Below are 19,933 nucleotides of genomic sequence, written 5' to 3' on the forward strand. Positions count from 1 at the left end.
AAGGAGTTAAGGAATGAGTCAGGTTGTAAAAGATGCCGCAGAAAAAACCTTTCAAGAAAACTTTGTTAAAGAATTAGAAATATATAAATGGCGGGCACCTGACTTTTTAGATGGTAATCGACGTAAAGTAACGGTTAATGATTTAGTCACCCACTGGCGGAGTGAACTTAATCGGCTTAATGCCGATCAGCTTGAGGGCGTTGAGTTAACCGATAACGAATTTAGCCAAGTAATGGCAAAAGTTAACCAACTACAAAACAGCTACCAAGCGGCAAAACTGCTCGCCATGGAAGAGTCAAAAGGCAAAATCGATGGCATCTATCGCGATGATAACCCGCTTATCACCCGTAAACAAATCACCTTAACTATCTTTAAAAAACCCGAGGTGCGTGGCGGTGATTCCTGTTATCGCATTGCCTGCGAAGTGCAAACACCTAACGGTAACCGTTTTGATTTGGTGCTGTTAATTAATGGTTTACCGTTAATTAATATCGAACAAAAACGTACCGATAAAAACCTTGACGAGGCATTCGAACAGTTTAAGCGTTATTATCGAGATGGCGAATATAGCAACAATTTTATGGCTTTTTCGCAAATGATGGTAATAAGTAGCGAAATCGAAACCCGTTACTTTGCCACGCCCAAAACAATTAATGACTTTAATCCTAGCTTTGTGTTTCATTGGGCGAATAAATCAAATCAACCGATCAATCATTGGCAGCAAGTAATAGAACAATTTTTAATGATCCCAATGGCGCATCAAATGGTGGGCGACTACCTAGTCATTGATGAAGCCAAAGAAGAAGAAAACCGCCGACATATGCTAATGCGCCCTTATCAGGTCTTTGCTTTGCAAGCGGTTGAAGGGGCGGCATTTGGTTGGGATAATCCTGACAAAAAACCACATGGCGGATTTGTTTGGCATACTACAGGTTCCGGTAAAACCATTACCAGCTTTAAAACAGCCCTATTTTTATCGACCAGAGCGGGTTTTGATAAAGTGGTCTTTTTGGTGGATCGACGGGAACTTGATAGTCGCACCAGTGACAACTTTAAAGCCTATGCTGCCTTTGAGCCAGTCACCGTTGATGATACGCACAGCACCGCGCAGCTTAGAAAACACCTTAGCTCGCCACACAATGGTATTGTGGTAACCACTATCTTTAAACTGCATAATTTAGTTAAAGCTCTTGAAGAGGGCAAAGATAGTTGTTTAGCTGATAAAAAAATCGTCTTTATTGTTGACGAAGCGCACCGTTCCACTATGAAAAATATGATGGGCGAAATAAAAAGCCATTTTAGAATAAATGGGCTATTTTTTGGATTTACAGGTACGCCGCTTTTTGACGAAAACAAAATTAAAGGCAAAATAAACGAAAACAGCGAAGTGATTAACACTACCGAAAAGCTATTTGGTCCTAAATTACATCAATATACCATTGATGAAGCTATTGCTGATGGTAACGTGCTTGGATTTCATGTTGATTACATCAATACTGGCGAATTTAGCAGTTATGACGATTTGCGTGATAAGCTTATTGAGCGTATAAAAATCGAAAAGCCAGAACAATCCGATCGCGAAATCGCCCGATTAGTACATAGCTGGAGCGAAAGCGAAGTTGAAAAGCAAGCCATTGATAAATCGCTATTAGTTTATCATGATCAAACTCATATACCACAAGTGGTTACAGAGATCTTAAGCAACTGGCAAGCGCAATCGCAACAGCAACAATTTAATGCTATTTTAACCGTCGCTTATAAGGAACGGGTGATTGCCTATTATCAGGAATTTAAAAAACAACTTTCAAGCCAACAGCAAAAAATCAATATTGCCATGACCTTTAGCTTTGGTAACGAAAATGATCCGGATAATGTCGATCCCGAAATTATCAACACCATGTTTAATGATTACGCTGAATTTACTGGCATTAAGTTTATCGCAGGTGATAAAAAACATGGTGAACAAGCCTATTTTGAGGATGTGGTCGAGCGTGCTACCCGTGGCGGTAGTGGTCGTAATAGTAAGAATATCGATTTAGTGATTGTTGCTGATCAGCTATTGACAGGCTATGATTCTAAACGACTCAATACTCTTTATGTTGACCGCACCTTAAAGCTACAAAATTTAATTCAGGCTTATTCACGCACCAATCGCGTGTTTGGTTCTAGCAAAGAGTTTGGCACAATTGTAAATTTCCAAACCCCACGCCTGACCGAACAAATGGTTAACCAAGCCCTTGAGCTATATGGTAGTGGTGGTGGTAGTAGCAAAGCGATTGTTGAAACCTATGCCACTGCTGTGCGAATTTTAGCTAACGATTTGGAGCAATTAGTTTTAACCTTAGCCGATCCAACCCAATGGCAATTAATTCAACATGATGATAAAAAACTAACTGAATTTAGCAAAGCATTTAAAATAGCGGCTGATCAGCTTAATATTGTCCAACAATATTATGAATATCAATGGGATAATGCCACTTTTGGTATGACCGAGCACCGTTGGTTGCAATATGTTGGCGCATTTAAAAACTTAACCGCTAAAGAAACTACCACTAAAACGCCAACCATTGTGCCCACTTTAATTGGTAAAACCAAATTAGCAGGCACACAGGTGATTGATGCTGCGCATATCCTTAGCTTAATTGGATCTAAAGTGTCGCATGTTGATGGTGTACAAACCATTAACGACGAAACTAGGCGCATTATCTACGAACAAATTCAAGAATTAAGCCAAATGGGCGAAGATCAGCAAGCAAAAATATTGAAAGAATTTGTCGATACCGAATTATTAACCGGTCGCCTATCTAGCCAAGTCCATTTTGATCAAGCATTTACCAATTGGAAAAACGATAAAATCAAACATGCTGCAAACGAATTTGCCAACGAATGGGGTATTGATAGCAAGCTATTATTACAAGCAATAACTGAGTTTGAACTATCAAAATCGGACATTGTGCCTTATTTTGCTGAAATTATTCAAACAATTGACTTAAGCAAAGCGAATAAAGATATTGATAACTTATTTATGCTAAATTTAGCCTTACATGACGAACTTCCACGTTGGATGACCGAGATTAAACAGCAATTTAACTGATTACTTTTAAATAGATCCAAACCTTTAAAGTAAGGTTAATTAAAAACGGATAATTATTTATGGCTTACTATACCAACATCTTTTCACCCGAAACGTATCAAGCTTTTATGAATTCAGATAAAACAGTATCTGGTTATCGGGTTCGACAAAAATTATTGGCAGAAAAAGTAAAAGCTGGGGATATTTTTATTTGTTATCTCACCCGACTATCTCGCTGGTGCGGGCTGCTTGAAGTGGTTGATGGTCCTTATGAAGATAGCACGCCCCTTTTTTTAGCATCGGATGATCCGTTTATTATACGTTTTCATGTTCGGGTTAAAGTGTGGTTACCATTCCCCCAAGCTATCCCTATGTATACTGACCAAATTTGGCAACATCTTTCTTTTACCCAAAACATTGAGAAAAACAGTAAAGGTTGGACCGGATTGCTGCGTAATAGTTTAAATAAAATCAACGAAAAAGATGGCAAATTATTAATGCGCTGCCTATTACAGCAACATGACATCGCCGCTGATTATCCCCTTAATGAGCAAGATCAAAAGAAATTAAAAACCCATACTGTCAATCGAATCGATAAAGTGATTGAGGTTTCGGTCCCGAGTGATAATGAACTGGTCGATGATGAAGCCCCAAACCAAACAACCCCAGAAGTACGCGAATCGATCAAAATGCAGGCGTTACTTGCCCAAATTGGTGCCTGTATGGGGATGAAGATTTGGCTACCGAAAGCGGATCGCAGCCGGGTATTAAAAGAGTGGAAAAAAGGCACCGAAGCATTATTAGAAAAATTACCACTTAATTATGACGAAACCACCTTAAGCACCATTGAACAAATTGATGTGATTTGGTTAAAAGGGCGCGCTATCACACGCGCGTTTGAAGTCGAACATACCACTTCGGTTTACTCTGGTATTTTACGCATGGCGGATTTACTTGCCTTGCAACCCAATATGAATATTAAACTACATATTGTTGCACCAGATAGCCGGCAGGAAAAGGTGTTTCAAGAAATCCGCCGCCCAGTATTTTCGTTACTAGAAAGTGGACCATTATCGGAGCGTTGCAGCTATATTCCCTACCGCAATTTAAAAGCGCTGAGTAAAGTCAAACATTTAGACCGTATGACTGATGCGGTGTTAGAAGATTATACGGAGCATGAGGAATTGTAAAAATCGATAATACCTGTATTTAATATACACTAAAAAAAGAGCGGTAGTTGATCATCTATAGAATGCAAAACAACGTGCTTTTATTGGTTATTTGATAACAAAGAATTCATCAACAAAGGTAAGGTCTAATGTCGTTAAATAGTGATAATAGCCAAGATACATTTCATCTTTATAAATTTTTAAGCACATTTGAAAAATGGGTTCATTATAATCTCCCGTTAAAATCACACTTAAGCTTTCATGAAAAGTAAGAGTTTGGGTATCTTGTTTAGTATTAAGTTCTAATTCTGTGTAGTGATCATTAAGAATATGTTTTAAGTTTGTCATAGCAACTTTTTTTAATTTAGTATTGATTAATTCAATATCTGTAGATTTTAGATAATCAAATAGTAGCATTATGTTGATCACTCCTCGATATTTGTTAATCATTATATTAATGTTAATGGCTTTTGTTTATTTATCTAAGTATATTGAAATACTGATGTAAAAAAATCAATGTGTTACTTATCAAAATTGCTCAGGTAGGGTATTGATTTTATTTGATTTTTTATCTTGATTTTTAATTAAAATCCTATAGTTATAAAATTATTGTTATTTTCAGCGCAGTTGGATTTTGCTGTCTTTGGTTTTGGAAGAGACTAAAATTTTTGTTAAAAACTTTCAAGTGAATTTGTGTTTATGTAAGAAAATAATCTAGATTAACTCAAGAATGTTTAAAAATGTGGCGTTTAAGCTAAATAGGTATTGCTTTATTATTTTATTGCTATAATATAGCCACTTCTTTGACGCGGGGTGGAGCAGCTTGGTAGCTCGTCGGGCTCATAACCCGAAGGTCGTTGGTTCAAATCCAGCCCCCGCAACCAATTTTAGCTAGTCCGCAACAACTCCACAGTACTCCCAAAAAATATACTTTATCTTTATACCATCACTATTCCGATTTTGGCACCGCTAGCAATGTTGATACTGCTTCGCTAATGCGCCTTGCTATGTAGCTATTGTTCATGGTGTATAAGTGAATTCCATCGACATCTTGAGAAACCAAATCAACAATCTGATCGATTGCATAAGCAATACCGGCATCACGAAATGCATCTGGATGATGTTCATATTTTTCCATCATCTGTTTAAACTTCTTCGGTAGGTTTACACCGCACATTGAGACCATGCGCTCAATTTGATTTTTATTGGTTACTGGCATAATTCCAGCTTCGATCGGTACATTAACGCCCATATCACGTGCTTTATCTAAAAAAGCATAAAAATAATCATTATCAAAAAAGAGCTGTGAAATCAGTTGATCGGTACCTGCATTGACCTTTTCTTTTAGGTGGATCAGATCTTGTTTTAGTGTTGCTGCTTCAAGGTGTCCTTCGGGATAGCATGCACCAATCACGTTAAAATCACCGTTTTCTTTAATGAATGTCACCAGCTCGCTAGCGTATCGAAAATCATCTTTAGGTTGCACATTCGGGTTGATGTCACCACGCAAAGCAAGCACATTATCAATTCCTGCACATTTAAGATCATGTAGGATTTTTTGCATTTCAGCTTTATCAAAATTGATCCCCGGCAAGTGAGCGACGCTTTCAATACCATAAGTATGTTTGACTGAGTGGGCAATATCAATGGTGGTTTGGCCATTTAAGCTACCACCTGCACCATAAGTGACACTGATAAAATCAGGTTTAAAATAACCAAGTTCACGTAATGTACTATAAATTGTTTCTAAAGGTGAGGTTTTTTTAGGGGGAAAAACCTCAAAGGAGAACACGGTTTTTTTATTAAATAGTAGATTTGTTTTCATTTGTTTCATCCATTGATTATGTCACTCATTTTCCTTATTGACACTTCCGCCGCCCAAATAGGCGGCGGAAACGTAAGGCTAAACAAAGTCTGCTTTGTTAATGAAAAACTTAACGACCTTGTAAAAACAGTGCTTAGTTCAGTGTTTTTCTTACTTCTAAAGTGGCTTGTACTAAATGTTGTAAGCTTTCAACCACTTCTTTTTCGCCACGAGTTTTTAAACCGCAATCTGGGTTGATCCACAATTTTTGGTTATCAATCTTCGCGAGTAACTTTTCAATCGTTGCTTTTATTTCGGCTACTGGTGGTACACGTGGTGAATGGATGTCGTAAACCCCAGGTCCCACTTCAGTTTTAAAATTGTTTGTATTAAGTACGTCAATCAACTGCAAATTAGAGCGAGAAGCCTCGAACGAAATAACATCGGCGTCCATTGCATCAATATCTTTAATAATGTCGGCAAATTCGCTATAACACATATGGGTGTGGATTTGCGTATCTGCTTGTACTTTGCTATGTACCAATCTAAACGCAGGGATAGCCCAATCAAGGTATTCACTGCTCCAATCGGCTTTACGCAGAGGTAATTTTTCTTTTAATGCCGCTTCGTCAATTTGAATGATCTTAATACCTGCTGCTTCAAGATCTAATACTTCATCACCAATTGCTAATGCTATTTGGAATACTGATTCTTTTTGAGAAATATCTTCTCGCGGGAATGACCAATTTAGAATAGTCACAGGTCCTGTTAACATACCTTTAACTGGTTTGTCTGTCAGGCTTTGTGCATATTTTGAATATGCAACGGTAATCGGTTTTGAACGTGAAATATCACCCCAAACAATTGGTGGCTTAACGCAACGAGTACCATAAGATTGTACCCATGCTTTTTCAGTAAACACAAAACCATTTAAGCTTTCACCAAAATATTCGACCATGTCATTACGTTCAAATTCACCATGTACTAACACATCAATACCAATTTTTTCTTGTAATTTAATGCATTCAGCAATTTTTTGTTGATTAAACTCAGTGTATTCGTTCAGGCAAATTTCACCTTTTTTGAATTTAGCACGATTTAAACGTACATCAGGCGTTTGTGGGAATGATCCAATAGTGGTTGTTGGTAATAGTGGCAAATTAAAGGCTTTTTTCTGCGTTGCTTCACGCACTGAAAATTCAGGTAAACGAGTAAAATCCGAATCTTTTAATGCGGCCACTTTTTGGCGTACTGTTTGATTTGCGCCCTCACGCTCACGAGTAAATAATGTTTGGTTAGCTTTATAAGCGGTATTATTTTCAGGATTTGCATCCTTAAATAATTGACCAAGTTCAGCAAGTTCTTGTAGCTTTTCTTGTGCAAAAGCAAAATAAGCGCGTTGTTGAATGGTTAATTTGGTTTCATTTTGCAATGTATAAGGAACATGTAGTAATGAACAAGAAGTATTGATTACAATATTTGCAGCTTTTTGTTTGATTTTACCAAGCAATGTTAAGGTCTTTTGGTAATTGTTTTTCCAGATATTTTTTCCATTTACCACACCAACAAATAAAACTTTATCGGCAGGGAAGCCATTGTTTTCAAGTAAAGTTAATGACTGTTTACCTTCAACAAAATCAAGACCAATACCATCAAAAGGTAAAGCGACAAGTTCTTTATAACAATCACGCACATCACCAAAATAGGTCTGTAGAACAATTTTGGTGTTACCTTTAACCGATAAAATCGCTTGATAAAGTTCGGTAAATAAAGCAATATCGTCTTTATTTAGGTCAGTGACTAAAATGGGTTCATCAATTTGGATCCACTCAGTACCAAGTGTTGTGAATTTTTGGATGATGTCTTGATAAGCTTTAATAATATCGTCTTTAAAATCAACAAGCTGTTTTTTACCTAAATACTGCGCTAATTTAAAAAAGGTTAAGGCTCCAATCACAACCGGCTTGGTTTGCACACCTAACGCTTTAGCTTCTTGATATTCGTCAAAAGGTTTAGTACCTGTTAACTTAATTTGTACTGAATCTTCAATTTCAGGTACTAAATAGTGGTAATTGGTGTTAAACCATTTTTTCATAGCGAGCGCTCTCACATCGCCTTTTTCACCCTGATAACCACGTGCCATCGCAAAATAACGGTCAAGTTCAGGTAAACCTAAATCTTGATAACGTTTTGGAATAACATTAAGTAAACACGCTGTATCTAACACCGCATCATAGAATGAAAAATCATTAGATGAAATAAAGGCAATTTTTTGAGCCGCTTGTTGTTTTAAATGCTCAGCTCGTAGCGTTTTAGCTTCGTTTAATAATTCAGCTTGCGTTTTATTACCTTTAAAATAGGCTTCTGTTGCAAATTTAAGTTCACGAAGCTTACCAATTCGAGGATATCCAATAACAGCAGTATTCATTTTTATTTCCTTTTTATCGACTTTCTTTGGTGATAAAGAAGATAACAAAAAAAACAGATATTGAATAATTCTAGTTTTTTATTGGTTAATATAGTTTTTAACTATAACTGATAAAATAAAAAAATCCCACTATAGTTAAATAGTAGGATTTAGTATTAAGTGATTTAACTTAAATTATTGACGCCACTCGCCACGAATAGGCCTTGAAAAATGAGCAAGAACGGCAATCATACAAATTTCAATTGAAACACCCCAATAGATATGACCCAAAATTTCGCTCCAAAGCTCATAGCCATTTAAATTCCATAACCAACCAACAGTACCTTCGGCATCATAAGCAGGATGACGAAAGCCAAGTAATGGAATTAAAAAACCATGCATAGAAATAGTAATAATCGTGCCATAAACTGCGCCATACCATAGTCGGATTTTGTTGCAATAATATGCACCAGCCACATAAACAAAGGCGAAAGCAAAACTGAATAACCAGTGATAAAGCGTTACCGCACCAGAAACAGTTGCTGTTTGATAAATATAATCAAGTGAATGAGAATCAATCCCTAACCAACCAAGCCATGCATCAATATGTGCCGCTGGAGGCGAAATTTCACCCGGGACACGAGGAGGCATATTAACCTCTGATCCCCACTTAACTAAAGCACTAATAAAACCACCAATGATTGTTGTCCAAATAATGATTTGACGATTTGTTTTATTTCCAAACATACTGGGTTTTCCATAATTATAATAATAGGTGTATAAATTATACTCCTGTGTAATTTTGGATAAAAGAAGAATAAGTGGAGTAAGGTGTAAAAGTTATTGTAATTAGTGGTGATGATTATTTCTTTAGGCAAAGATAATTTTCAGAGTGATTTATTCATGTTATTAGCATGATTACCTACTATTAGGCAGTATAGATTGCTGAATGTTTTTTACAATGTGATAGGTTTATTTTACGCTAGTAAAATAAGGTTTTTTTTGTTATTGGGAAAATAACTAAGAATATTTGAAAAATTACTAATTATTTTTCGATATAGTACGCAAAATTGTTAGTTTACAAGAATAAGATCTATTTTATAAAAATAAGTCGTTTATAATAGATATCAATTGAACTTTAATTCTTATAAAATAAAAATGGTATGCAAAATATAGTTAGTTCTCCTAAAAAAATAAGTGATAAAGAAAATCGAGCGCAATGGTATGACTATTATGCAGGATATTCTCATTCGTTTGTTAGGGATCTTTTAACTAACTTAGGGTTGTCTAAACAATCAATCATTCTCGACCCGTGGAATGGTACAGGCGCAACGACTTATTCAGCATTACTTGAAGGGTACACAAGTATTGGGGTTGATCTCAATCCTGCCATGAAGATTATTTCTGTAGCTAAATTAGCCAATGTAGCTCAATTAAAATTAGCGAAAAAACGTTGTTTAGGTTTGAGAATTCATATCGATAAACATTATATTTCATCCGATGATTATTTATTATCATGGTTTCATGAAGATACCGCTAATTATATACGTTATATTAGCCGCTATATATTTGCTCATAAAAATATTATTTTTAATAAAAAAATTGAACAAATAAATATGAGTCAATGCGTTATATATCTAGCTTTATTCAATATTGTCAGAAATAAGTTGAGAAAGTTTATTCCATCTAATCCGACATGGATAAAACTAAAAATCGATCCACAGGAAAAAATTTATCTTCCTAATCAAGAAATTAAAAAACTTGTCATTTCATATTTAGATGAAAAAATTGCTCTTGCCCAAAATACCAATTATCAAATTGATGTTGAAAAAGCCAGTATTATACATGGCACAGCATCAAAGTTACCATTAGACAATTATTCGGTTGATGCCATTATAACTTCACCGCCATACTGTACTCGCATTGATTATGGTATTGCAACATTACCTGAGTTATCAGTACTTCTAGGTGATGACCCACAACAAGTTGATTTTATTAGGCGTTCATTAACAGGTAGAACAACAATTGATAAGAATTTATCACTAACGCCACTGAATATTGGCAAAACAGGAAATCGGTTTTTAGATGCAGTAATGAACCACCAATCAAGAGCTTCGGCTACTTATTATTATAAAAATTACTATCAATATTTTGTTGAAATAGCTAAAACGATTGAAGAAATTGCTCGAGTTTTAAAAGAAAATGGAATATTTGGCTGTGTTGTTCAAGATTCATTTTACAAAGATGTTTATTGCGATCTTTCAACTATCATCAAAGATATCGCAACCATAAATGGTTTACACTTAGTTAACCGCCATGATTTTGTATCCAAAAATAATATGGCCAATATACACAAACATGCTAAAAAATACCGAAATAAAACAATTGCTACTGAGTCTGTATTAGTCTTCCAAAAGGAATAAACAATGGCACAAATTGACATTATCACTGAACTTGAATCTCAAATAAAGCGAGTTGATACAGAAAGCCTCGATATATCTTTTAATGAGTTATTTGATATGTATACGTCAGATGAACTCAATATTACTCCAGATTATCAACGTTTATTTCGATGGAGTGAAGGCGCAAGATCACGATTTATTGAATCGCTTTTATTACAAATGCCAGTGCCACCTATTTATGTTATCGAAACTGAAGAAAGCAAATATGAACTCATTGATGGTTTACAGCGCTTTTCATCCTATTTACACCTTAGAGGCGAGTTAGAAGCCCAACATTTTGACCCACCTATTAATAAAGGTGATTTTTTAAAGCTCAGTGAATGTGATATTGTCGATAGTTTAAATGGCTTAACTTGGAATGATTTACCAACGATATTACAAATAAAACTTAAAAGAACTTTTATTCGGGTTCAGGTTGTCAAAAAAACGAGTGATAATGTTTTTAAATACCATATGTTCAAACGTTTAAATACTGGTGGAGAATTGTTGAGTGATCAACAAGTAAGGAATTGTACAATTAGATTACTTAGTGCCGAATTTAATGATTATATTATTCTGTTAAGTAGTGAACCAAATTTTAAAAACTGTATTAGTAATATTTCTGAAAAACAAACTTTTGAGGCCTTCGATCAAGAGTTAGTTTTACGTTTTTTTGCACTTAAAAATTATCGGGGTAACTTTAAACATGATGTTGCAGATTTTCTTACTGAATATATGGAAAAAGTAAGTGCGACAGAAATTAAATTTAATTATGATGAAAATCGAACCTGTTTTGAAAAAACCTTTAGTATATTAAATCAAGCATGGGGAGATAAGATATTCGGCCGCTTAAACAGCAATAATAACGATTTACAATCTAATTTTGGTATTTACCATTTTGAGTCAATTACGCTTGGTATACAATGTATTGTTAACAAAATTGATGCTAGTGATCCTCAGCATATAGAAAAAATTAAGTCTGCCATCTTAACCATAAAACAAAATGAAGAATTTAAAAAACAAACTACAGGCGGAGGGAAAAACTCTAAAGGTCAATTACAAGCTAGAATAGCTATTTCAGAACAGTATTTTAACCAAATTCAGTTCTAGAAGGTCATTATGGATTTAGAGCGTTTTTATTTTGAATTAGAAGAACAAAAATTAAAGCGTCAAGGTGAGATCACTAGGCTTAATAACTTGTTACAAAAAATCCCCACAGAATTAAAATTAGATGAAACTTCATTAGAGCTGTACCTTAATTCTGTCCGAAGAGCCAATATATGTTTGATATATGCGCATATCGAAGGATTTGTTAAATTTGCTTTTACTATATACATTACTGCCATCAATCAATTAAATTTAAATTGTCAGGATGTTCTTCCAATTTTTAGAGCAGCTGTATATGTAGATGATTTTAAAAAACTTACTGATATAGAGCACAAAAGTAAACGATTCAAGAAATCCTTTCCTTTTGATAATCATTTACACCGTTTATTTAGACAAGAAGAATTTTTTGAAAGCATTTCTGACTATTTATCAATAAAAGTACAAATTAAAGATAAATATATCAATACTGAAAGCAATGTCGGTAAAGAAGTACTTGAAAAGTTATTATATCAAGTTGGGCTACCACACGATTGTTTATCGTCTATAACTGGTATTTTAAATGAATTAAAAAATAAACGAAATGATATAAGTCATGGTGTTGATATGTCGGTTATTAATGAAAAAAACTATCTCCGTTATGTGGATTGTGCATTTCGGATATTAGATGAATTAGTAACATTAATTTTTGATGCATATAAAAATAAAAAATATCGCTATAATTTGTGATAGTCATTATTCCATCATAAAGCGAAAATAAACCCACTAATAAAAAGGTGGGTTTATTCATTCAAATTGATTAATCGTGATTGATGATTTAATAATAACTATTTGATATAACAAGATATACTCTATATAGACAACTAATTTTTTATTTTAAATCTTCAATCTGTTCTTCAAATACTGACATATCAATACTAAGTAATTCTAAAGAGTTATTCCGTTTAATACCTACTCCATTTTCAATAAGTAATTCAATTAAACGAGAGCCATCAATTAACGTAATTGGGGCTGCACCTGGATAATTAGCTGCTTCGGCACAACCAGATGAAAATTTCCCTGTTGTGATTAATGTGCCTCGAATGGCTTTATGATAAGGTAAAGCTCCTCTTAGCTGATCAATCAATGGGCGATTAACAGAATTTTGCATACGCTTTACCTGAACGACTTCAGTAATACGCGTAATACCCACTTGTACATTACCAACAACATCAATCCCTTTATCACCAGATGCTTTTGTCACATTCACATCTTCGTAGCCCATCGCCTGTAATAATTGACCAATCAGTGCTTCAAAATGATATGGATTCATATTCTGCAACTGTTCTGATAATAATTTTTTTTGTTGCTCATTATAACGAACAATAGAATCCATAATTTCATCTAATGGGTCACATAGTTTTGCTTGTGGTGTTGCATCTAACCATTTTCGACCACTATCTGTTATATGATAAATAATCCCTTCACGTTTTAAGAGTTTGCGATCGACTAAATTTACAAGGCGAGCATATAACGTAGATTTACATGCTTGTTCACTATTCCATTTAGAATTTTGACGTAAATAAGTCATCCATTCAGGTAATAAATCCCCATTTTTAGCTTGTCCACGAACGTTAAGCAATTCTAATAATTGCAATATACCTTCCGAATTATCCAGTTCCAGCCAAACATCTTTATCTCCCTTTAAAAAAGCTTGTCCTTTTGGTGAAGGTTGCCAATAACCTTGTATATCAACAGTCATTAGATCGCTATTATTTATAAACATATAAGCACCATAGCTATGACGAGGATTTAACACATGATTATCCTGTATCCATATTTTATTTGCTATTTCAGCATATTCACCACTTAGTCGTTCACCAATCCAACTATCAGGTTCTGACCAGTCTACTGGATTCTGTGGAGTTCCTGACTGGCCACGAATATCGCTAATCATCCCATGTACAGACTTTTTACTGTAACCAGACACCGCTTTAATCATTGCAATAGTTTGTGCATATGTTGGAAATAGTGGTGTTATTGTTTTAAGTTTCACAGCTGATTCCTTATGTCTTCGAGAGAAGATAACATATTAAAAATAATTAATTAAATAATGACTATTTTTAAGTAATCCAAAAGTTAATTGATTTTATAACAAAAAATAAGTCTCATAAACAAAAACACCAACCTGTATTTATTTACAGTATTTTTACTGCTATACTGCCAATATTATAACTAGCCTTATGTATTAATTTATTATGATAACTCAACTAACTATTAATAATTTTGCTATTGTAGATCAACTTCTTGTCGACTTTACTACTGGGATGACCGCTATTACGGGGGAAACAGGAGCAGGGAAGTCGATTGCTATTGATGCATTGGGATTATGTTTAGGTAATCGTTCTGATGCTTCATCTATTCGGCATGGGGCTGATCGTGTTGATATTTCGGCTTGTTTTGTGCTTGATGATACGCCAGCGGCTTTTGCTTGGTTACGCGAAAATCAACTTGATGAGGGCAATGAGTGCATTTTGCGACGAGTGATTAATCAAGATGGGCGTTCTAAAGCATTTATTAATGGTCGAGCTGTTCCTATTTCGCAATTAAAAGATTTGGGGCAAATGTTGATTCAAATTCATGGGCAACATGAGCATCAACGCCTGTTACGCAGTGATTATCAGCAGTTGTTGTTAAATCATTATATGAATGAACCAACACTACTTGCTCAAATGCATCAAGCCTATAAGAAATGGAAAGAAGCAACACGGGCTTACCAACAATACGAAACAACAAGGCAAGAGCGTGATGCGCATATGCAGCTTTTGCAATATCAATTAAAAGAACTTAATGAATTTTCGCCCATTGAAGGGGAGTTTCAACAAATTGATGAAGAGTACAAACGGTTATCTAATAGCGAACAGTTAATTAATCTAAGCCAGCAATCTGTCATGTTGTTAGACGAGGCAGACGACTATAACGTTAGTAATTTACTAAGCAGTGTGAAAAATAGTGTTCAAGAACTAACCTCGCTCGATCCAGCGTTAAATAACGTTTATAACATGTTGGAAGAGGCATCTATTCAAATTAAAGAAGCAAGTGATGAGCTTCGTCATTATAGTGAACGTTTAGAACTCGATCCTGCTCGAGTCATGCAACTAGAACAGCGGTTATCTAAACAGATTGCTTTGGCGCGTAAACATCATGTCTTGCCCGAAGAATTGCCAGATTTACATCAAACTTTGTTAGCTGAATTTAAACAAATTAATCAGCAAGATGAACAAAGTGAACAACTTAAAAATGATATTACTAAATACCATCAAATCGCCGTTGAAATTGCTACAAAATTGCATCAAAAAAGGTTAACGATAAGCAAAACATTAGCTAAAAAAGTCACCACTATTATGCATGAATTATCTATGCCTAATGGACAATTTAGTATCGATATTGCTTTTGATGAAAATCGATTAAATGAAGACGGTGCCGATCAGGTAACATTTTTAGTCAGCACCAATGCAGGACAAAGCGCACAACCGCTTGCAAAAGTGGCTTCAGGCGGTGAGTTGTCGCGTATTGCTTTGGCAATTCAGGTGTTAACTGCTCAAAAAATGGATACGCCAGCTTTAATATTTGATGAAATTGATGTTGGTATTAGTGGACCAACAGCGGCTAAAGTCGGCCAGTTATTAAGGCAACTTGGTGAATCAACGCAAGTGATCACAGTAACTCACTTGCCACAAGTTGCAGGGCAAGCAAATCAGCACTATTTTGTTAGTAAACAAACCAACGGCAAGCAGACATCAACCGATATGCAAAAGCTAGATAATACGGGCCGTTTAAACGAACTTGCTCGGTTATTAGGCGGCGATAAAATTACAGACGCAACATTAGCCAATGCGAAAGAGCTACTTATTATCTAACTTAATTGTGGTAATATAACGCTTTCATTTTGGTAGGAAGGAAGCTGGCTTATGAGTCTAACAGGTAAACGTATCTTATTAGGAATTACTGGCGGCATTGCTGCTTATAAATGCCCTGATCTGGTTCGTCATTTAAAAAAATGTGGCGCACAAGTGCGTGTTGTTTTGACTGATTCTGCTAGCCATTTTGTCACTAAAATGACGCTTCAAGCTGTTTCTGGCAATCAGGTTTCTAGCGATCTCTTTGATCCATCGGCCGAGCTTTCTATGAGTCATATTGAACTTGCCAAATGGGCTGATTTAGTATTAATTGCGCCTGCAACCGCCAATATTATTGCTAAAATGGCAAATGGTATTGCCGATGATTTGTTATCAACAATTTGTTTAGCAACATCTTCGCCAATTGCCATTGCTCCGGCGATGAATCAACAAATGTATAAAGCCGCCGCAACTCAACATAATTTATCTGTATTAGCGTCAAGAAATACCTTAATTTTAGGTCCAGACAGTGGTTTTCAAGCCTGCGGTGATGTTGGACCAGGACGTATGCTTGAGCCGCTCACTATTGTTGAAGAAATAACCCACTATTTTAAATCAACCTCAGTGCTTTCAGATATATCAATTACCATTACGGCAGGACCAACAATCGAAGAAATCGATCCAGTTCGTTATATTAGTAATTACAGTTCAGGAAAAATGGGATTTGCAATTGCAAACGCCGCTGCTCAAATGGGTGCCAATGTCACATTAATTAGTGGACCGGTTCATTTACATACGCCGAGTAATGTCAACCGAATTGACGTTAAAAGCGCTAAACAGATGTACGATGAAGCAATGAATCACGCTAAAAAATCAAATATTTTTATTTCTTGTGCCGCTGTTGCCGACTATCATGCTAAAACAATTGCGACACAAAAAATTAAAAAAACGGGCGATAACGATGAACTTGTGATTGAATTAGTTAAAAATCCCGATATTGTAGCAAGTGTCGCAGCGCTAAAAACACATCGTCCTTTTGTGGTAGGGTTTGCCGCTGAAACTAATGATGTTAAAACTTATGCACTAAAAAAATTAACCGCAAAAAATTTAGATTTAATTTGTGCTAATGATGTTTCCGATAAAGCCATTGGCTTTAATTCCGATCAAAATGCATTAACACTGTATTGGCAAAATGGTGAGCAAACGTTACCATTAAGCAGTAAAAACCAATTAGCAACACAGTTACTTCAAACTGTTATAACACGATATAAAGCGAGTCATGATGAAAAGAAAAATTGATATAAAAGTATTAGACAAACGTTTAGGTAACGAATTTCCTCTACCTACTTATGCAACTGAAGGATCTGCAGGCATTGATTTAAGAGCAATGTTTGATAAAACAACCGAAATAAAACCAGGAGAAACTATCCTAACTCCGACTGGTTTATCAATGCATATTGCTGATCCAAGTTTAGCGGCATTGGTGTTACCGCGTTCAGGGCTTGGTTCAAAAAATGGTATTGTACTTGGTAATTTGGTGGGTTTGATTGATTCGGATTATCAAGGTCAATTATTTGTGCCTGTTTGGAATCGAAGCCAAACTCCTTTTGTGATTGAAGCCGGCGATCGAATTGCTCAACTAATCATTGTTCCGGTTGTACAAGCCGAATTTAACATTGTTGATGAATTTGTTGAATCAGCACGAGGCGAAGGTGGTTTTGGACATTCGGGTAAAAAATGATCGTGAGTAGCAAAAATAGAAATCGCAAAGAAGATATCTTACAAGCATTGGCAAAAATGCTTGAATCTAATGAAGGTACTCAAAGAATAACTACGGCTAAATTAGCTGCAACAGTAGGTGTTTCTGAAGCAGCTTTATATCGACATTTTCCAAGTAAAACAAAAATGTTTGAAAGTTTAATTGTCTATATTGAAGATATCTTGTTATCCCGTATAAATGTGATCATGCATGAAGAGCCAAATACATTTACTCGGTTACAACTTATTCTTGCTTTGATATTAGGGTTTTCTGAAAAGAACCCAGGATTAACCAGAATTATGACTGGGCACGCATTAATGTTTGAGCAAGATCAGTTACAAGAACGTATTAGCCAGCTATTTGAACGAATTGAAACTCAAATTAAACAAGTTTTACGCGAGCGAAAAATTCGTGAAGGTGTTGCCTTCATAACTGATGAACGTATTTTATCTAGCCAATTATTAGCTTTTTGCGAGGGAATGATGGCACGTTATTCTCGTTCAGGTTTTAAATATCTACCAACAACTAATTTTGATACACGTTGGTCTTTATTAATCAAACAACTTGTTTAGCCAATTGCGAATTAAAATACTTTAACAAAAATTTCTATTACCCATTACTGAGGATAATAATATGAATTTTGAAGGTTTCTTAAATTACACCCTTTCATTTATTGAAAAATATGATGGGGTTGTATTTAGCTATATTGCTCATTTTTGCTTTGCCATTGTTATTTTTGTTATTGGTAGAACTATCGCTAGATTTATTAGCAACCAATTAAAAAGAATATTATCAAATCGACACGTTGATCCAACTGTTGTTAAATTTGTTAGTGCATTAGCATACTATGCGACTATTGTAATGACATTGGTTGCCGTTTTAGGTCAATTAGGAGTTCAAACAGCATCCATTGTTGCAGTGATTGGTGCCGCTGGCTTAGCTGTTGGTTTAGCGTTACAAGGTTCACTATCTAACTTTGCGGCTGGAGTTATTTTAATTATTTTTCGCCCATTTAAAGTCGGTGAAACGGTAATAATCAATAGTCAGCAAGGTATTATTGATTCTATACAAATTTTCTCAACATCTATTGTTACACCAACCAACGAACTAGTTATAATTCCTAACAGCCAAGTAGTAAGTGCTAATATTATCAACTATACTCGCTTACCAGAAAGACGTTTAGATTTGGTGGTTAATGTTGGTTATGATTCAGATATTCAAAAAGTCTATCAAGTATTAAAGCAAGCAGTTGATAAAACGAATAATATATTAACATCCAAAGAGCCTACCATTCGATTAGATGTTTTAGATGCGTCCTCGATGAATTTTAATGTGTTAGTTTGGACATTAAACGAAAATTATGGCACGGTAAAAGGTGAGCTGCTTGAAAATATCAAAAATGGATTAACTGAAAATAATATTAATATTCCATACCCAACAATGGATGTAAATCTTAACAATAAGTAGCCAATCAATTATTAAAAACTCCGTCTGTTTTATCAACGGAGTTTTTTATTATCTAATAACAATTAAATATCTTGATCCATATTTAGAGCTGGTTTTTCGCAATCAGGGCAACCCACCACTTTGGCTGGTACACCTGCAACGGTTGTATGCTGAGGTACGGGATCTAACACAACAGAGCCAGCTCCAATTTTAGCACCTTTGCCTATTTCAATATTACCTAAAATCGTTGAATGAGCTCCTATCATCACCCCTTCACGAATTTTTGGATGGCGATCACCATTTTCTTTACCCGTTCCGCCTAATGTAACCGATTGTAAAATAGAAACATCATTTTCAATTACTACTGTTTCTCCAATAACAATACCTGTTGCGTGATCAAACATTACTCCACAGCCAATTTTTGCCGCAGGGTGAATATCAACACCAAATACAATCGCAATTTGGCTTTGTAAAAAAATAGCCAATGATTTACGGTTTTCCTTCCAAAGCCAATGTGCAATTCGATAAGCTTGCAAGGATAAAAATCCTTTGTAATAAAGAAGTGGTGTTGAATAGTAATTAGTGGCTGGATCGCGAATATAAACAGCCATGATATCGCATATAGCTGACTGAATAATATTTTGGTCCGCTTGATAAGCCTGACGGGCAATTTCACGAATTTCAATAGCGGGCATAACTTGAGAAACAAGCTTATTAGCCAAAATATAGCTTAAAGCACTCCCCAGATCTTCATGATTGAGTAAAGTTGCATGGAAATAACTAGCTAACATCGGCTCGCTTTCAACTAACTCAGAGGCTTCTTGTCGAATGGTTTTCCATAACATCTCGGGT

The 19,933-nt window shown here is 35.3% G+C and carries 16 protein-coding genes and 1 tRNA gene; 11 read left to right on the forward strand and 6 right to left on the reverse strand.

Annotated elements, in window-relative coordinates; all coding sequences use genetic code 11:
- Positions 1-13: 13 nt before the first annotated feature.
- Positions 14-3,094 (forward strand): type I restriction endonuclease subunit R, EcoR124 family, encoded by a 3,081-nt coding sequence (locus A9G38_RS00465; protein ID WP_034909537.1) that lies wholly within the window; start codon positions 14-16, stop codon positions 3,092-3,094.
- A gap of 59 nt (positions 3,095-3,153) precedes the next feature.
- Positions 3,154-4,263, forward strand: coding sequence for a hypothetical protein (locus A9G38_RS00470; protein ID WP_051634104.1), 1,110 nt, complete (start codon positions 3,154-3,156; stop codon positions 4,261-4,263).
- A gap of 87 nt (positions 4,264-4,350) precedes the next feature.
- On the opposite strand, the gene A9G38_RS00475 is transcribed toward A9G38_RS00470, so the two are convergent.
- Positions 4,351-4,659 (reverse strand): hypothetical protein, encoded by a 309-nt coding sequence (locus A9G38_RS00475; protein ID WP_034909540.1) that lies wholly within the window; start codon positions 4,657-4,659, stop codon positions 4,351-4,353.
- Positions 4,660-5,049: 390 nt separating this feature from the next.
- Between A9G38_RS00475 and A9G38_RS00480 the strand changes: the two genes are divergently transcribed.
- Positions 5,050-5,126, forward strand: a tRNA-Met gene (locus tag A9G38_RS00480).
- A gap of 65 nt (positions 5,127-5,191) precedes the next feature.
- On the opposite strand, the gene metF is transcribed toward A9G38_RS00480, so the two are convergent.
- The 3 genes from metF to A9G38_RS00495 form a co-directional block, all read right to left on the reverse strand.
- The gene (gene metF, locus A9G38_RS00485; RefSeq protein WP_034909628.1) at positions 5,192-6,067 is read right to left on the reverse strand and encodes a methylenetetrahydrofolate reductase [NAD(P)H]; all 876 of its coding nucleotides are present in this window, start codon (positions 6,065-6,067) and stop codon (positions 5,192-5,194) included.
- 133 nt (positions 6,068-6,200) lie between these two features.
- Positions 6,201-8,474, reverse strand: a complete 2,274-nt coding sequence (gene metE / locus A9G38_RS00490) for a 5-methyltetrahydropteroyltriglutamate--homocysteine S-methyltransferase (protein WP_034909544.1) — start codon at positions 8,472-8,474, stop codon at positions 6,201-6,203.
- 174 nt (positions 8,475-8,648) lie between these two features.
- The gene (locus A9G38_RS00495; protein ID WP_034909547.1) at positions 8,649-9,200 is read right to left on the reverse strand and encodes a DUF1440 domain-containing protein; all 552 of its coding nucleotides are present in this window, start codon (positions 9,198-9,200) and stop codon (positions 8,649-8,651) included.
- Between the two features lie 416 nt (positions 9,201-9,616).
- Here A9G38_RS00495 and A9G38_RS00500 point away from each other — a divergent pair, with 416 nt between their 5' ends.
- The 3 genes from A9G38_RS00500 to A9G38_RS00510 are packed head-to-tail and all read left to right on the forward strand — an operon-like array spanning position 9,617 to position 12,727.
- Positions 9,617-10,876, forward strand: a complete 1,260-nt coding sequence (locus tag A9G38_RS00500) for a DNA methyltransferase (RefSeq protein WP_034909549.1) — start codon at positions 9,617-9,619, stop codon at positions 10,874-10,876.
- Between the two features lie 3 nt (positions 10,877-10,879).
- Positions 10,880-12,004, forward strand: a complete 1,125-nt coding sequence (locus A9G38_RS00505; protein WP_034909556.1) for a DUF262 domain-containing protein — start codon at positions 10,880-10,882, stop codon at positions 12,002-12,004.
- Between the two features lie 9 nt (positions 12,005-12,013).
- Complete coding sequence (locus A9G38_RS00510; protein ID WP_034909559.1) at positions 12,014-12,727, forward strand: MAE_28990/MAE_18760 family HEPN-like nuclease; 714 nt, start codon at positions 12,014-12,016, stop codon at positions 12,725-12,727.
- Positions 12,728-12,869: 142 nt separating this feature from the next.
- Here A9G38_RS00510 and A9G38_RS00515 read toward each other — a convergent pair whose 3' ends face one another.
- Positions 12,870-13,979, reverse strand: coding sequence for a restriction endonuclease (locus tag A9G38_RS00515; RefSeq protein ID WP_051634107.1), 1,110 nt, complete (start codon positions 13,977-13,979; stop codon positions 12,870-12,872).
- Positions 13,980-14,235: 256 nt separating this feature from the next.
- Between A9G38_RS00515 and recN the strand changes: the two genes are divergently transcribed.
- The 5 genes from recN to A9G38_RS00540 all read left to right on the forward strand — a co-directional run bounded on the left by recN (position 14,236) and on the right by A9G38_RS00540 (position 19,102).
- Positions 14,236-15,897 carry a DNA repair protein RecN gene (gene recN / locus A9G38_RS00520; protein WP_034909566.1) on the forward strand — a complete coding sequence of 554 codons (1,662 nt, stop codon included), beginning with the start codon at positions 14,236-14,238 and terminating at the stop codon, positions 15,895-15,897.
- A gap of 51 nt (positions 15,898-15,948) precedes the next feature.
- The gene (coaBC, locus tag A9G38_RS00525) at positions 15,949-17,175 is read left to right on the forward strand and encodes a bifunctional phosphopantothenoylcysteine decarboxylase/phosphopantothenate--cysteine ligase CoaBC (protein WP_034909574.1); all 1,227 of its coding nucleotides are present in this window, start codon (positions 15,949-15,951) and stop codon (positions 17,173-17,175) included.
- On the forward strand, positions 17,159-17,617 hold the full coding sequence (gene dut / locus A9G38_RS00530; RefSeq protein WP_034909576.1) for a dUTP diphosphatase: 459 nt from the start codon (positions 17,159-17,161) through the stop codon (positions 17,615-17,617). Before coaBC ends, dut begins: the two co-directional genes overlap by 17 nt.
- Positions 17,614-18,207: a nucleoid occlusion factor SlmA gene (gene slmA / locus A9G38_RS00535; protein ID WP_034909580.1), complete on the forward strand. Its 594-nt coding sequence runs from the start codon at positions 17,614-17,616 to the stop codon at positions 18,205-18,207. The genes dut and slmA overlap by 4 nt, the downstream gene beginning before the upstream one ends.
- A gap of 61 nt (positions 18,208-18,268) precedes the next feature.
- The gene (locus tag A9G38_RS00540) at positions 18,269-19,102 is read left to right on the forward strand and encodes a mechanosensitive ion channel domain-containing protein (RefSeq protein ID WP_034909586.1); all 834 of its coding nucleotides are present in this window, start codon (positions 18,269-18,271) and stop codon (positions 19,100-19,102) included.
- Between the two features lie 62 nt (positions 19,103-19,164).
- On the opposite strand, the gene cysE is transcribed toward A9G38_RS00540, so the two are convergent.
- Positions 19,165-19,926, reverse strand: coding sequence for a serine O-acetyltransferase (gene cysE, locus A9G38_RS00545; protein WP_034909630.1), 762 nt, complete (start codon positions 19,924-19,926; stop codon positions 19,165-19,167).
- Between the last annotated feature and the right edge of the window lie 7 nt (positions 19,927-19,933).

It is taken from the genome of Gilliamella sp. Imp1-1 (assembly GCF_001690415.1).
In the GTDB taxonomy this organism is placed as follows: Bacteria; Pseudomonadota; Gammaproteobacteria; order Enterobacterales; family Orbaceae; genus Gilliamella; species Gilliamella bombi.